The organism is Pseudomonas sp. HMSC076A11 (assembly GCF_001810205.1).
Taxonomy (GTDB): domain Bacteria; phylum Pseudomonadota; class Gammaproteobacteria; order Pseudomonadales; family Pseudomonadaceae; genus Pseudomonas; species Pseudomonas aeruginosa.
Window position 1 is genome coordinate 1 of sequence record NZ_KV800292.1, and the last position, 13,840, is coordinate 13,840.

At 66.9% G+C, this 13,840-nt stretch carries 9 protein-coding genes, 1 pseudogene and 1 riboswitch; of the genes and pseudogenes, 6 read left to right on the forward strand and 4 right to left on the reverse strand.

The window, feature by feature from the left end; translation table 11 throughout:
* Positions 1–3,098, reverse strand: a pseudogene (gene cdrA, locus HMPREF2716_RS10655) (two-partner secretion system adhesin CdrA); the annotation flags it as partial.
* A gap of 320 nt (positions 3,099–3,418) precedes the next feature.
* Between cdrA and HMPREF2716_RS10660 the strand changes: the two are divergent.
* The 5 genes from HMPREF2716_RS10660 to HMPREF2716_RS10680 all read left to right on the forward strand — a co-directional run bounded on the left by HMPREF2716_RS10660 (position 3,419) and on the right by HMPREF2716_RS10680 (position 8,547).
* Positions 3,419–4,390, forward strand: a complete 972-nt coding sequence (locus HMPREF2716_RS10660) for a 2-hydroxyacid dehydrogenase (protein WP_003146034.1) — start codon at positions 3,419–3,421, stop codon at positions 4,388–4,390.
* Between the two features lie 109 nt (positions 4,391–4,499).
* Positions 4,500–5,498, forward strand: a complete 999-nt coding sequence (locus HMPREF2716_RS10665; protein ID WP_003099371.1) for a class I SAM-dependent methyltransferase — start codon at positions 4,500–4,502, stop codon at positions 5,496–5,498.
* Between the two features lie 94 nt (positions 5,499–5,592).
* Positions 5,593–7,056 (forward strand): amino acid permease, encoded by a 1,464-nt coding sequence (locus tag HMPREF2716_RS10670; protein ID WP_003094922.1) that lies wholly within the window; start codon positions 5,593–5,595, stop codon positions 7,054–7,056.
* Between the two features lie 138 nt (positions 7,057–7,194).
* Positions 7,195–7,318: riboswitch (yybP-ykoY riboswitch) on the forward strand.
* A 90-nt stretch (positions 7,319–7,408) separates the two neighbouring features.
* Positions 7,409–7,987, forward strand: a complete 579-nt coding sequence (locus tag HMPREF2716_RS10675; protein WP_003094926.1) for a TMEM165/GDT1 family protein — start codon at positions 7,409–7,411, stop codon at positions 7,985–7,987.
* 116 nt (positions 7,988–8,103) lie between these two features.
* Positions 8,104–8,547 carry a nuclear transport factor 2 family protein gene (locus HMPREF2716_RS10680; RefSeq protein ID WP_003094928.1) on the forward strand — a complete coding sequence of 148 codons (444 nt, stop codon included), beginning with the start codon at positions 8,104–8,106 and terminating at the stop codon, positions 8,545–8,547.
* Positions 8,548–8,556: 9 nt separating this feature from the next.
* Here HMPREF2716_RS10680 and HMPREF2716_RS10685 read toward each other — a convergent pair whose 3' ends face one another.
* Both HMPREF2716_RS10685 and HMPREF2716_RS10690 read right to left on the reverse strand, forming a co-directional pair.
* The gene (locus tag HMPREF2716_RS10685) at positions 8,557–9,582 is read right to left on the reverse strand and encodes an NAD-dependent epimerase/dehydratase family protein (RefSeq protein WP_003121034.1); all 1,026 of its coding nucleotides are present in this window, start codon (positions 9,580–9,582) and stop codon (positions 8,557–8,559) included.
* Positions 9,583–9,725: 143 nt separating this feature from the next.
* Positions 9,726–10,547 (reverse strand): M48 family metallopeptidase, encoded by an 822-nt coding sequence (locus HMPREF2716_RS10690; protein WP_003094932.1) that lies wholly within the window; start codon positions 10,545–10,547, stop codon positions 9,726–9,728.
* 162 nt (positions 10,548–10,709) lie between these two features.
* Between HMPREF2716_RS10690 and HMPREF2716_RS10695 the strand changes: the two genes are divergently transcribed.
* Positions 10,710–12,848: a methyl-accepting chemotaxis protein gene (locus tag HMPREF2716_RS10695; protein WP_003099358.1), complete on the forward strand. Its 2,139-nt coding sequence runs from the start codon at positions 10,710–10,712 to the stop codon at positions 12,846–12,848.
* Between the two features lie 2 nt (positions 12,849–12,850).
* Here the strand turns inward: HMPREF2716_RS10695 and HMPREF2716_RS10700 are convergent, their stop codons facing one another.
* On the reverse strand, positions 12,851–13,465 hold the full coding sequence (locus tag HMPREF2716_RS10700; RefSeq protein ID WP_003094938.1) for an SOS response-associated peptidase: 615 nt from the start codon (positions 13,463–13,465) through the stop codon (positions 12,851–12,853).
* Between the last annotated feature and the right edge of the window lie 375 nt (positions 13,466–13,840).

Genomic DNA, 13,840 nt, shown 5'->3' on the forward strand with positions numbered 1-13,840 from the left:
TCAGGCTGCCGCCGTTGAGCACGGCACCGGCGGTATCGCCGCGCTTGAGACCGGAGACCTGGTAGGTCAGCGCCGGATCCAGGTCGCCGTAGACCTTGGTCTTGGCATCGGCGATCACGTTCAGTTGTGCCGGGGTGATGCGCAGGTCGTTGCCGACGTAGCTGAGGGTGTAATTGGCCGTGTTGAGGCCCAGCCCGCCCTGGAGTATCCCGTAGTTGCCGACGTTCTCCCCGGCCACCCGGCCGAGGTTGCCGCTCAGCACGCCAGCGGCGGTATCGCTGTTCTTCAGGCCACTGACCTGGTAGGTAAGGGTCGGATCGGCGTCGCCATAGACCTTGGTCTTGGCGTCGGCGCTGACGATCAATTGCGCCGGCGTGACGGTCAGCTTGCCGTCCTGGCGCACCAGTTGGTAACGCTGGCTGAAATACTCGCTGCCATTGGCGTTACCGGTGATCGCGTACTGCCCGACGTTCGACGCCTGGGTCGCCGTGGTGCTGGCGGTCGCCTGGTAGAGGTCGTTGAACTGGCTGTTGACGTAGGCGTCGATGGCGTTGATGCCGGACATCGTGGCCGTCAGAGTCGGATTCACATCACCGTAGACGCGGGTAGCGTCATTGGCGGTCAGGGTGGCGGTCTGCTGGCGGGAAAGGATGTCGCCGGCAGTGGTGGTGGTCTTGAACATCTCCACCTGGGCGCGCTCGGCGAAGCTGTTGAACGCTCCCTCGCGCATGAACAGGTCCAGGCGGGTATCGACGCGGCTGGTCTTGCCGCCGAGGCCGAAGATCAGTTCCTCGGTCAGGCCGGTGCCGACGTCGTACTGCAGCTCGTCGGTCACGCCGATCACGCCGCCGAAGCCCTTGACGCCCCAACTGGTGCCCCAGTTTCCGGTCCAGGTGGTGACGCTGCCGTTGCCGGCGGCGACGGTGAACCCGCTGGGCGCACCGCCGTTCGGGGTGGCGGTGACGTTGCTGCCGTTGACCTGGTAGCGCAGGTTGGTCACCAGATAGTCCGACGAGTCGTTGGTCGGGAAGCTGGCGGAACCGCTGACCCGCCGATAGGGCAGCGCGGTGAACACCAGGCGGTCGAACTCGCTGTTGCCGTCGGCGGTCAGCGTGTAGTTGCCGGTGGTGCCGACGCTGTTGGCCTCGAGAATCCGCGTACCGACGCTGGAGACGATGTTCTGCGCGGTGCCGGTCATGCTCTGGTTGATGAACGGATCGAACACCGTGCCGCTCGTGGTCACACCGGTGGCGTTGCTCTGCCGGTACTTGAGCGTACCGTTGAAGGTCTGCAGCGCCAGGTTGCCGGCGTAGTTGTCCCAGGAAGCCAGGTCGATGCTACCGGCGCGGCCGGCGAGGTTGGCGGCGATCAATGCGGTACCGGCCTGCTGGCTGATCTTGCCGGCGGTGCTGGTCTGCATCCACAGGGTGCCGCTGCCCAGGTCGACGATGCCGCTGGTCTGCGGCGTGCCGCCGCTGAGGAAGCTGATGTTGCCGCCGGCGCGGATTGCCAGGCTGCCGTTGCGGAACAGGATCGGCGCAGAGATATCCACCGCACCGGCAGGTCCGGTGGCGATCAGCTCCAGGCCGCGACTGGCGCCGCCCAGGTTGCTGGTGATCAGCGGCGCTTCCACCGACAGCCGGTCGCTGGCGCTGAGGGTCACCTTGCCGCCTGCCAGCGCCCCGGTAACCACCGAGGCATTCACCGTCGCGTCGCCGCTGGCGCCGTTGGCGCCCCCCCACCGAACCTGAGGTGCCGCCGGATGCGACGATGCGCAGGGTGGTCGGGTCGAGCAGCCAGGTGCCACCGTTGCCGTAGGGTGCGGCGACGCTGACGTAGGCGCTGTCGGCGATGCTCAGGTTGACCTTGCCGGAGGTCTCCACCAGGCCGCCGTTGCCGCCCTGGGCGCCGCCGCGCGCGAGGATCCGCCCGTCCATGCGGGTATTGCCGTCGGACCAGACCACCGCCAGGCCGCCATTGCCCTTGCCGGTAGCCGAGACGTCGATGCTGGCGCCCTTGGCCAGCGTAGCGTTCTTCGCTCGTGGCAGCTCGCCGCGGCCCTGGAAGTCGCCGCCGATGCGCACGCTGCCGCCCTGTGCGGCGCCGCGGGCGTCGATGCTAGCGGTGCTCGCCAGGGCCACCTGCTGCCCGCTGACCAGCACGTCGCCGCCGCTCTTCGGACCGCTGACGTCGATCTTGCCGGCGACCTGGATGTCCCCGGACTTGCTTACCAGCGCCACGCTGCCCTCGCGCACCTCGGTACCGCGGGCGAGGATCACGCCGGACAGGTTGACCGCGTTGTCGACCACCCGGGAAGCCTGCTCGGCGGTGATCAGCACGCTACCGCCGTCGGCCTGGATCGCGCCGCCGTTGCTGACCAGCGCCTGGGCATCCTGCGGCTTGCGGGTAACCGGGTCGGTCACGGCGATGGACACCAGGCCATCGCCGTAGAGGTCGATGGTCGCGGCGTTGCCGGCGGCCATCGCCACGGTGCCGAGACGGGCGTTGATCACGCCGTTGTTGGCCACGGACGGCGCGACGAAGGCCGCCAGGCCTTTCTCCGCGACGCTGATGCTGCCGTCGTTGACGATCCGCGCGTCGGGGTTTCCGGGCTGGTCGAAGATCAGCTTGCCCTGGCGGAAGTGTTCGTCGCTGATGTTCGCCGTGGTGGTGATCAGGGAGCCCACGTCGACCTTGGCCGAGCCGCTGAATACCACGCCGTTGGAGTTGTAGATGATCACCTGGCCGGGCGCGGAGATGCGCCCGGCGATCACACTTTCCTGGCCTGCGGTGACCCGGTTCAGGGTCGACGAGGTCACGCCGGGCTGGTTGAAGCGCACCGCCTCGTCGGCGGAGACGTCGAAGCCCTTCCAGTTGATGATCGCGCGCTGGGTGCTCTGGTCGATCAGCGTGGTCTTGCCCTGCTGGCTGATCTTGATCTCGTTGGGGTTGAACTGGGCACCGGTAGGTGCCGCCATGGCCGCGTTGATGCTGGCGATGGCGAACATGAGGGTGCTGCTGGCGGCAAGGACGAAACGCCCTTCCCTACCAGCTTTCGAAGAGGTGCGCTTGCCGCGCTGGCTATCCGGACGGACCATGAAAATCTCCCTATCTGCGTGGCGCACGTCAGTTTTCCAGCACTGCATTTCGTCAGTTAAATGACGAAAATCTGAGAAGCAATTCACATTGCGCCTTGTGTGCCAAAAAAATGCCTTTCAGATCAAAAATTGTCCACTTGAAAGGGCGACCGTTCGTCGGAGTGACTCAAAAATGACACTACAGAGGTTAAATATGTAATACCGTCAAAAAACCGACAATACTTTCTGGATAATCACTGTCAAGAAAACCGGAAGACCTCCCTGGCACGCGGGTTTGCTAGGCTAGGCAGCCCCCGTCCGCTGCCGCCAAGGAACCGTCCATGAGCCATGCCCTGCGCGCCGTTTTCCTCGACCATGCCTCCCTCGACCTCGGCGACCTGGACATGCGCCCCCTGCACGCCGCCTTCGACGAGCTGCAACTGCATGCCGCCAGCCAACCGCAGGAAGTCGCCGCGCGGCTGCACGGTGCGCGGGTCGCGATCAGCAACAAGGCGCCGATCGACGCGCAATGCATCGCCGCCTGCCCAGAGCTGGAACTGATCCTGGTCAGCGCTACCGGCACCAACAACATCGATCTCGCTGCCGCTCGCGAGCGCGGTATCGTCGTCGCCAACTGCCATGGCTACGGCACGCCCTCGGTAGCCCAGCACACCCTCGCGCTGCTGCTGGCCCTGGCTACGCGCCTGCCGGACTACCAGCAGGCGGTACGCGGCGGCCGCTGGCAGCAATCCAGCCAGTTCTGCCTGCTGGACTTCCCCATCGTCGAACTGGAAGGCAAGACCCTCGGCCTGCTCGGCCATGGCGAACTGGGCGGGGCGGTGGCGAGGCTGGCGGAGGCGTTCGGCATGCGCGTGCTGCTCGGTCAGTTGCCAGGACGGCCCGCCCGGGCGGACCGCCTGCCGCTTGGCGAACTCCTGCCACGGGTCGACGCCCTGACCCTGCACTGCCCGCTGACCGAGGACACCCGCGGGATGCTCGGCGCCGCCGAACTGGCGCTGATGAAGCCTGGCGCCTTCCTGGTCAATACCGCCCGTGGCGGCCTGGTCGACGAACAGGCGCTGGCCGACGCCCTGCGCGGCGGCCACCTGGGCGGCGCCGCCACCGACGTGCTCAGCGTCGAGCCGCCGAGAAACGGCAATCCGCTGCTGGCCCCCGACATCCCGCGCCTGATCGTCACCCCCCATAACGCCTGGGGCAGTCGCGAGGCGCGGCAGCGCATCGTCGGCCAACTGGCGGAAAACGCAGAGGCATGGAAGGCCGGGCGCGCCCTGCGGGTAGTCAACGCCGGCTGATACGGCGCTGCGGGCACCGCGCACGGATGAACGGCGATCCTCGCCGACAATCCATGCGGGTATGCCAGGCCCAAGCCTGTTAAGATTTCCCATTTTTTCCGGAGCCCGCATGGACCCTCGCAGTGAAGTGCTGCTGCGCCAGCGCCACCTCTTCGCGACCCCGCTGCTGCTGGCCGGCCTGCCCGCCGACGACCTGCTCGCCGAGCTACCGCAGGCCCAGGGCTGGAGCTGGCACGCCGGCGAGCAGGCGCAGTTGGACGCCCGCTTCCCCGGCCGTAGCCGTTTCGACACGCGCGCGCCGACTGGCGCCTGGACTTCGGCCGTTCTGTTCCTGCCCAAGTCCCGCGAACTGACCGACTACCTGCTGGCCAGCCTGGCCGCCCGCCTGCCCGGCGGCGAACTCTTCCTGGTCGGCGAAAAGCGCGGCGGGATCGAGCGCGCGAGCAAGCAGTTGGCCGCCTACGGCAAGCCCCGCAAACTGGATAGCGCGCGGCATTGCCAGCTCTGGCAGGTGCGTATCGAACAGGCGCCGGCCGAGCCCGACCTGCACGCCCTGGCCCAGCGCTACAGCCTGCCGCTGGCCGATGGCGAGCTGCAGGTGGTGAGCCTGCCGGGGGTGTTCAGCCATGGCCGCCTGGATCGCGGCAGCGCGCTGCTGCTGGGGCAACTGCAAGCCCTGCCCGGCGGCCATCTGCTGGACTTCGGCTGCGGTGCCGGGGTACTCGGGGCGGTCCTCAAGCGTCGCTACCCCGCCAGTCGCCTGAGCCTGCTCGACGTCGACGCCTTCGCTGTCGAGAGCAGCCGACTGACCCTCGCCGCCAACGGCCTGGACGGCGAAGTGATCGCCGCCGACGGCATCGACGGCGCGCCGCGCGAACTCGCCGCGATCGTCAGCAATCCGCCCTTCCACCAGGGCGTGCACACCGACTACCAGGCCTCCGAGCGCCTGCTGCAACGCGCCGCCGAGCACCTGGCGCCGGGCGGCGAACTGCGCCTGGTCGCCAACAGCTTCCTGAAGTACCCGCCGTTGATCGAACGCCACCTCGGCCCCTGCCGGACACTCGCCGAAGGCGACGGTTTCCGCATCTACTCCGCCCGTCGCTCCTGATTTCTGCCTGGAACCCTGTGAATGAAGCTTTTCCTCTCCCTGCCCGCACGCCCGCAGCCAGACCCTTCCGTGGCCACCCGCCGGGAGGCCGCCGATGACTGACCTGAACGCCAGCCAGGGCCAGCAATTGCGGCGGGTGCTCAAGCCGCGCCACCTGAACATGATCGCCATCGGCGGCTCCATCGGCACCGGGCTGTTCGTCGCCTCCGGGGCCACCGTGGCCACCGCCGGGCCCGGCGGTGCGCTGCTTTCCTACGCATTGATCGGGCTGATGGTGTACTTCCTCATGACCAGTCTCGGCGAGATGGCCGCCTACATGCCCGTTTCCGGCTCGTTCTGCACCTATGGCAGCCGGTTCGTCGAAGATGGCTTCGGTTTCGCCCTCGGCTGGAACTACTGGTACAACTGGGCGGTGACCATCGCCGCGGAACTGGTGGCGGCGCAACTGGTGATGAGTTTCTGGTTCCCCGAGGTGCCGGGCATCTACTGGAGCGCGATCTTCCTGGGCATCATGTTCGGCCTCAACGTGATTTCCGCGCGCGGCTTCGGCGAGAGCGAATTCTGGTTCGCCCTGATCAAGGTAGTCACGGTGGTGATCTTCATCGGCGTCGGCCTGGCGACCATCTTCGGCATCATGCATGGCGTGGAGTCGCCCGGCTTCAGCAACTTCACCATGGGCGACGCGCCCTTCGTCGGCGGCTTCCAGGCGATGGTCGGGGTGGCGATGATCGCCGGCTTCTCGTTCCAGGGCACCGAGTTGATCGGCATCGCCGCCGGTGAATCGGAAAATCCGCGGAAGAACATCCCGATCGCCATTCGCCAGGTGTTCTGGCGCATCCTGATGTTCTACATCCTGGCGATCTTCGTGATCGGCATGCTGATTCCCTACACCGACCCGAACCTGCTGAAGAACGATGCCAGCGACATCAGCGTGTCGCCCTTCACCCTGCTCTTCGAGCGCGCCGGCTTCGCCGCGGCGGCCGGGGTGATGAACGCGGTGATCCTCTCGGCGATCCTCTCCGCCGGCAACTCCGGCATGTACGCCTCGACCCGGATGCTCTACAACCTCGCCCTCGAGGGCAAGGCACCGCGCCTGTTCTCCCGTGTCTCGCGCAGCGGCGTGCCACGCAATGCGCTGTACGCCACGACCCTGGTCGGCGCCCTGTGCTTCCTCACTTCGGCCTTCGGCGACAGCACCGTCTACACATGGCTGCTGAACACCTCGGGCATGTGCGGCTTCATCGCCTGGCTGGGCATCGCCATCTCCCACTATCGCTTCCGCAAGGGCTACCTGGCCCAGGGCGGCCGCCTGGAAGACCTGCCCTACCGGGCCAAGCTGTTCCCCTTCGGCCCGCTGTTCGCCTTCGCCCTGTGCATGGTCATCACCCTCGGGCAGAACTACCAGGCGCTGGTGGGCGAACGCATCGACTGGATCGGCCTCCTCGCCACCTACATCAGCCTGCCGCTGTTCCTGGCGATCTGGCTGGGATACCGCTGGAAGAAGCGCGCGCGCTTCGTTCGCTACCACGAAATGGACGTCAGCCCGACCAATACCTGATTCACCCTGCCGCCCGGCGATTCCTCGCGGATCGCTGCGGATGCCGGCACGTTTCCTTGCGATCAGGCTCCCTCGCCGCCCTCCCGGACGAAAGTTTCCGTCCCGGGCTTGCCCAAGCCGCCCGGCTTGGGCAGAATGCGCCCCGTCCTAGGGGAGTAGTCTCCCGCGAGCGCCGCACCGGCCTCGCCCGGCACGCGTCAACACACTTGGTCCGCAGACCATGGCGCGCGCGACCCAAGCCTGCCCAGACAGGCCAAGGGTTTGACAAGACCTATGACACGCACGATCTGACCCGGGGCGGGCAGATGGCGCGTGTCATGGTGATTGGTCGACCCGCCCCTTAGGAAGCCTGATGGAATCGCTGTTCGTCCCTACCCTGATCGTTGCCCTCGCGGAAATCGGCGACAAGACCCAGTTGCTGGCACTCCTGCTCGCGGCGCGCTTCCGCAAGCCGTGGCCGATCATCGCCGGCATCGTCGCCGCCACCCTGGCCAACCATTTCGCTGCCGGCGCGGTGGGCGCCTGGGTCGCCAGCTTCTTCTCGGAAGCCACCCTCAGCTGGATCCTCGCCGCCTCCTTCATCGCCGTCGCCCTGTGGACGCTGGTACCGGACAAGCTCGACGACGAAGAGTCCGGACTGAAGAAATACGGCCCCTTCCTCACCACACTGATCGCGTTCTTCCTCGCCGAGATGGGCGACAAGACCCAGGTCGCCACGGTCATGCTGGCCGCCCAGTATCCGCATTTCTGGCTGGTGGTGATCGGCACCACCCTGGGCATGCTGATCGCCAACGTACCGGTGGTACTGATCGGCAACCTGGCCGCCGACAAGCTGCCGCTGACCCTGATCCGCCGCCTGGCCGCGGCCGCCTTCGCCGCACTTGGCCTGTACGCCGCCTGGCACGCCGCGCAATTGACCGGCTGGCTCTGAAGGACTGCGCCGCCGGGCCCGGGATGGCTGGGCGGCCAATGCAAAATGCATGGGAACGGCTACAGTTCAGGCAGGCACCGGATGCCTGCCCCACCACTCGCCCACGAGAGCCGGAGATGCCCTCACACGACCTGAAACGACTCGCCCGCCATCATATCGAGCTGTCCTGGAACAAGGGCCGCATGGCGTTGGTGGAGCAGTTGCACAGCAAGGATTTCCTCTACAAAAGCTCGTTCATCGGCCATCCCCTGGATACTGCCGGCTATATCCGCCTGCTGCAGGACATCCGCACGGCGATGCCGGACCTGGAGGTCGTGGTCGAAGACTGCATCGGCGAGGAACGCAAGGTGTTCACCTGGAGCACGCTGATCGGCACCATCGTCCGGCCGACCCTGGGCTATCCGGCCAGCGACAAGGTGCTGAGCATTTCCGCGATGGGCTTCTGGGTGTTCAACCCGCAGGGCCAGTTGCAGGAGCTGTGCACCATGTTCGACATGGAGAGCTTTCGCGCCCAGCTGGGACTGCAGACCCGACCCTTCGCGGAAAAAGCGCTGCCCTAGCCAACCGTCCTAGGCATTGAAATAGCCGTTGTCGCGGAACCAGTCGATGGCGCGCAGCAGGGTGTCGTCGAGGGCGGTGGTGGAGAAGAAGCCGAGTTCCTCGCGGGCCTTGCGTCCATCGAGGAACTGCCCGCCAGCCATCACCTCGATGGCGGTTTCGTCGAGCAGCGGCAACTGGCCGCTGACCCGGTAGCGCAAGCGGCCCAGGGTGGCCAGCGCGCGAGCCATGGCCATCGACATCGGCTGCGGCGCAGGCTGGCCGAGCAGCTCGGCGATACGCCGGGTCAGGTCGGCCATTTCCAGGTTGTGCCCGGTCAGCAGGTAGCGCTCGCCGATACGCCCGCGCTCAAGGGCCATCAGCAGGCCGCGCCCGGCTTCGGCGGCATCGATGACGTTACGCTGGCCGGCGACGTAGTGGGTCATCTCGCCATTGCCGATGGCGGTGATCACGCGCCCGGTGGTCGGGCCGATGTCCAGTTCGCCGAGTACCATGCCGGGGATCCCGATCACCACCGGCAGGCCGTTGCGCGCCTGCTCCCGGGCCTGCTCGTCGAGCGCCCATTTGCACAGCACGTAGGAACTCTTGCCGCTCGGCAGGCTGTCGTAGAACAACCCCTCGTGGCCCGGTAGTCCCTGGGGATGCCGGGGCATGGCATATGCCGAACCGACGTAGAGGATGCGCGGCACCCTGGCCTGCAGGCAGGCGGCATAGAACGGGTTGGTCTGGCCCAGCGCGCTGGCCACTTCCTCCTGCCAGCGGCGCGGCCGCGAAGGATAGTAGCCGGCGCTGAAGATCACCCCGTCGAGGCCGCGCAGAGCGCGTTCCAGGCCGGCGTGGTCGAGCATCTCGGCGACCCGGCACTCGGGCTCCAGATAGGCGAGACGCTGGATCTGCGAAGAAGGACGGTGGATCAGCACCAGATCGTGACCGGCGGCCCTGATGGCGCGCGCGGCGTGATGTCCCAGCAGGCCGGTGGCTCCGAGTACGGCGTATTTCACATGAGCTCCAGGGCGTGAGAGTGGCTGTTCGTCCACGGGTCCCGCAAGCGGGTCGGCCAGCAGTCTAGGCCGAACACCGGCGAGATACCAAACAGCAGGTTACGGAAATACACAACAGGCGTTTCCGATGGTAAGCCTGTCGGCGCGCCGGCCGCCCCCCGCGGCCGCGCGCCCTGGCCTCACTTGCCGCGCCTGGCCTGCTGGTACAGCGGCATCACCTTGGGAATCGCGGCCTGGAGATTGGCCATCCGCGAACTGTCGGAGGGGTGGGTGCTGGTGAACTCGGGCTGGCTGGCACCGCCGCTGGCCTTGCCCATCTTCTGCCAGAGGGTGATCGCCGCTTCCGGGTTGTAGCCGGCGCGGGCGGCCAGCTCGAGACCGATCAGGTCGGCTTCGTTCTCGTTGGCACGACTGTTGGGCAGGGTCATCAGGTAGTCGACGCCGGTATTGGCCAGTTGCAGGCTTTCCTGGCCGAGGCCGGCCAGGGCGCCGATCTGGCTGGCCACCTGCACGCCGTAGGCCTTGGACATGGCCTCGCGCCCATGCTCGCGCAGGGCGTGGGCGATCTCGTGGCCCATCACCGCGGCGATCTCGTCGTCGGTGAGCTTCAGCTTGTCGATCAGCCCGGTGTAGAAAATGATCTTGCCGCCGGGACCGCAGTTGGCGTTGAGTTCGTCGCTCTTCACCACGTTGACTTCCCAGTTCCAGCTGGTGGCGTCCGGGCGGAAGGCGGCGGTCTGCGGGATCAGCCGCTGGGCGATCGCCTTGACTCGCCGCGCGTCGGCGCTGCTGGTATCGAGCACGCCGGCGCTTTTCGCCTCGCCGAGAGTCTTCTGGTACGACTGGGCGTACATCTGGTCGACTTCCTGGCTGGACAACATGCTGAACATGTATTGCTTGCGGTCGACGCCGACGGCGCCGCCACTGGTGGTGTTCACTGCCTGGCAACCGGCGAGCAGCAGCGCGCCGGCGAGGGTGGCGAATCGGAAGGGATGAGCCATGGTCCTTTGTTCTCCTCTGAAGGCCGAGCGCATGGTAGGCCGCGCCTCGAACGCCGGCAACAGCCGTTGGCGAGGAAATCTCCGACGGCCGATTAAGGATTTGCCGTCCTCCTGCCGATAAGCTCCTCAGAGACAATTCCAACAAGGGTCAGAAGTCCCATCATGAAGCTCAAGTCGATCCAGTTTTCTGTCGCCGCCCTCGCCGGCGCCAGCGTTCTAAGCGTCGTCGTGGTGCTGGTGCTGTACGCCCTGTTCGCCGGCGCGCGAACGCAGGAGCTGGTGCAGCAACGCACCCAGGGCCTGCTGGAGAAGGTCATCAACGAGCGCCTGGTGGCCCTGGCCCGCGCCCAGGTCAGCCAGATCCAGCGCGAGCTGGAGTATCCGCTGACGGTGGTCCACGGCCTGGCCAACAGCACCCGCCTGCTCGGCGAGCCGGGCGCCGACGGCATGCCGCAGCTGAACGCCAGCCGCGACGAAATCTCCGCGCTGCTGCGCAGCACCGTGCAGAACAACCCCAAGCTGCTCGACACCTTCATGGCCTGGGAACCCAATGCCTTCGATACCGATGCCGCCTTCGCCGGGCAACCCGGCAAGGGCTACGGCCCGGACGGCCGCTACCTGCCCTGGTGGTATCGCGGCGCCGACGGCAAGCCGATCGTGGAGGCCATGGCCGACAGCATCGATAGCGAAAAGCTGCTGCCCACCGGGGTGCGCGAGAACGAGTTCTATGCCTGTCCGAAAGAGAACAAGCGTCCCTGCATCATCGACCCGGCCCCTTACGAAATGGGCGGCAAGACCGTGATGATGTCGTCCTTCAACGTGCCGATCATGGTCGGTGACCAGTTCCGCGGCGCAGTCGGTGCCGACCTCTCGCTGGCCTTCATCCAGGACCTGCTCAAGCGCGCCGACCAGCAGCTCTACGATGGCGCCGGGGAAATGGCGCTGATCGCCAGCAACGGCCGCCTGGTGGCCTACACCCGCGACGACAGCAAGCTCGGCGAGCCCGCCGGCAGCGTCCTCGACGGCAACGAAGTGGACAACCTGAAAAACCTCACGGTCGACCAGCCGCTCTACGACATCGACGCCGAGCACGGCCACATCGAGCTGTTCCTGCCTTTCACCATCGCCGACAGCGGCGTGCGCTGGACCCTCATGCTGCAGATTCCCCAGGCGGCGGTATTCGGCGAACTGCAGCAACTCCAGGGCGAGCTGAGCGACCAGCGCCAGCAGGATATCCTCGGCATGAGCCTGGCCGGCCTGGTGGTAGCGGCCCTCGGCCTGCTGGTGGTCTGGCTGGTCGGCTACGGCATCGCCCGGCCGCTGCGCCAATTGGTCGGCATGCTCGACGACATCGCCCAGGGCGAAGGCGACCTCACCCGCCGCCTGAGCAGCGAGCGCGCCGACGAGCTGGGCTCCATCGCCAAGGGCTTCAATACCTTCCTTGGCAAACTGCAGAACATGATCGGCCAGGTGGTGCAATCGGTGCAGAAGGTCAGCGACTCCTCGGAGCACACCGCCGACATCGCCATCCGCACCAACCAGGGCGTGCAGCAGCAACTGGCGGAGATCGAACTGGTGGCCACCGCGGTCCACGAGATGACCGCCACCGCCCAGGACGTAGCGCGCAACGCCACCCACGCCGCCGAGGCAGCCAACCACGCGGACCAGGCCGCGCACCAGGGCAAGCAGATCGTCGAAAGCAGCTCGGCGGCGATCCAGGCCCTGGCCAGCGAGATTGGCCGCGCGGTCGGCGTGGTGCAGAACCTGGCCAAGGACAGCGAAAACATCAACGCGATCCTGGTGGCGATCCGCGGTATCGCCGAGCAGACCAACCTGCTCGCCCTCAACGCCGCCATCGAGGCCGCCCGCGCCGGCGAGCAGGGTCGCGGTTTCGCGGTGGTGGCCGACGAGGTACGCAACCTGGCGCAGAAGACCCAGCAGGCCACCGAAGAAATCCAGAGCATGATCCAGCAGTTGCAGCAGGGCACCCGCGACGTGGTGAAGGTCATGCAGGACAGCCAGGAGCGCACCGACGACAGCGTGCGCCATGCGCGCCAGGCGGCCGAGGCGCTGGAGTCGATCACCCAGGCGGTATCGGTGATCAACGACATGAACACCCAGATCGCCAGCGCCGCCGAGGAGCAGAGCGCGGTGGCCGAGGACATCAACCGCAACGTCGCCAACATCGGCCAGGTCGCCAACCAGGTGGCCGGCGGCGCCGACGAGGCCTCACAGGCCAGCGCCGAGCTGACCCGCCTGGCCGAGCAGCAGCGGCGCCTGGTGAATCAGTTCAGGGTCTAGCGTCAGGCCGGGGTCAGGCACTCCGGCCCGTCGGTTTCAGGCTTGTTGACGAAGCCGGCCAGGGCCACGCTGCGCAGGTTCGGCTGGGGCTTGGCGAGCAGGCTTATCAGCGCCGGCAGCGGCGTGTCCGGAGCCAGCCAGGTATCCTGCTCGGCCTCGTCGAGCAGCAGCGGCCGGCGGAACTCGGCGGCCGCCTGGGATACCTGGGCCACGCTGAGCCAGGTTTGTCCATGCACCGGATAGGCCTCCCAGATGCCGGCGAAGAACAACAGGCGCTCGCCGGTGGAGACCCAGTACGGACGCTTGCGCACCCCGCGCCATTCATAGAAGCCGTTGGCCGGCAGCAGGCAGCGGCGCTGCTGGAACGCCTCGCGGAACATCGGTTGCTCGGCGAGGGTTTCCGCCCGCGCGTGGCTGGGCGTACGCGACAGGTCGGTGAGCCAGGCCGGGGTCAGCCCCCAGCGCGCCAGGTCGGCGCGGCGCGCACCGGCGTCCTCGCGAACCATCAGCACCTGGTTCGCCGGAGAAATGTTCCAGTGCGCCCGCCAATCCGCCGGAAAGCCCGGCAGGGCCGCCAGCGACGGATTCCAGCGGAACAGGGCGTAACGACCACTCATGCTTGGCACTGCCTGGTGAGGGAAAGCCGCACAGTGTAACCCGAAGCGCTACGCCGGCCTTGCCGAACGCAAGCTGAATGAAACCCAATCTTAACTTGACGCGCCTATCCTCCAGGCTTAAGGTGCCGCCCGCATTCTGTAACCCACACAGGAGTCCTGCATTGGACAACAGCCCTAGTCGATTGCGACAGGTCCATCCGGCGAGCTAGTCCAGCAGAACCCTCTGCCACTGCCTCGCCGAACATGGCGGACAGTGGCGATCCGCATCCCGTCCGGGATGACGCATCCCCATTTTCCCTTCGTGTCCCTTCCCTCGCGCCAACGCGCAGCGGGAAGCCGCGGTCCTGCGCAATCCATCGTCCCTTATCCGCGCGG

Coding starts and splice junctions, on each gene's coding strand:
- HMPREF2716_RS10660 (WP_003146034.1), top strand. CDS start 3,419: ATGAGCCATGCCCTGCGCGCCGTTTTCCTCGACCATGCCTCCCTCGAC.
- HMPREF2716_RS10665 (WP_003099371.1), top strand. CDS start 4,500: ATGGACCCTCGCAGTGAAGTGCTGCTGCGCCAGCGCCACCTCTTCGCG.
- HMPREF2716_RS10670 (WP_003094922.1), top strand. CDS start 5,593: ATGACTGACCTGAACGCCAGCCAGGGCCAGCAATTGCGGCGGGTGCTC.
- HMPREF2716_RS10675 (WP_003094926.1), top strand. CDS start 7,409: ATGGAATCGCTGTTCGTCCCTACCCTGATCGTTGCCCTCGCGGAAATC.
- HMPREF2716_RS10680 (WP_003094928.1), top strand. CDS start 8,104: ATGCCCTCACACGACCTGAAACGACTCGCCCGCCATCATATCGAGCTG.
- HMPREF2716_RS10690 (WP_003094932.1), bottom strand. CDS start 10,547: ATGGCTCATCCCTTCCGATTCGCCACCCTCGCCGGCGCGCTGCTGCTC.
- HMPREF2716_RS10695 (WP_003099358.1), top strand. CDS start 10,710: ATGAAGCTCAAGTCGATCCAGTTTTCTGTCGCCGCCCTCGCCGGCGCC.
- HMPREF2716_RS10700 (WP_003094938.1), bottom strand. CDS start 13,465: ATGAGTGGTCGTTACGCCCTGTTCCGCTGGAATCCGTCGCTGGCGGCC.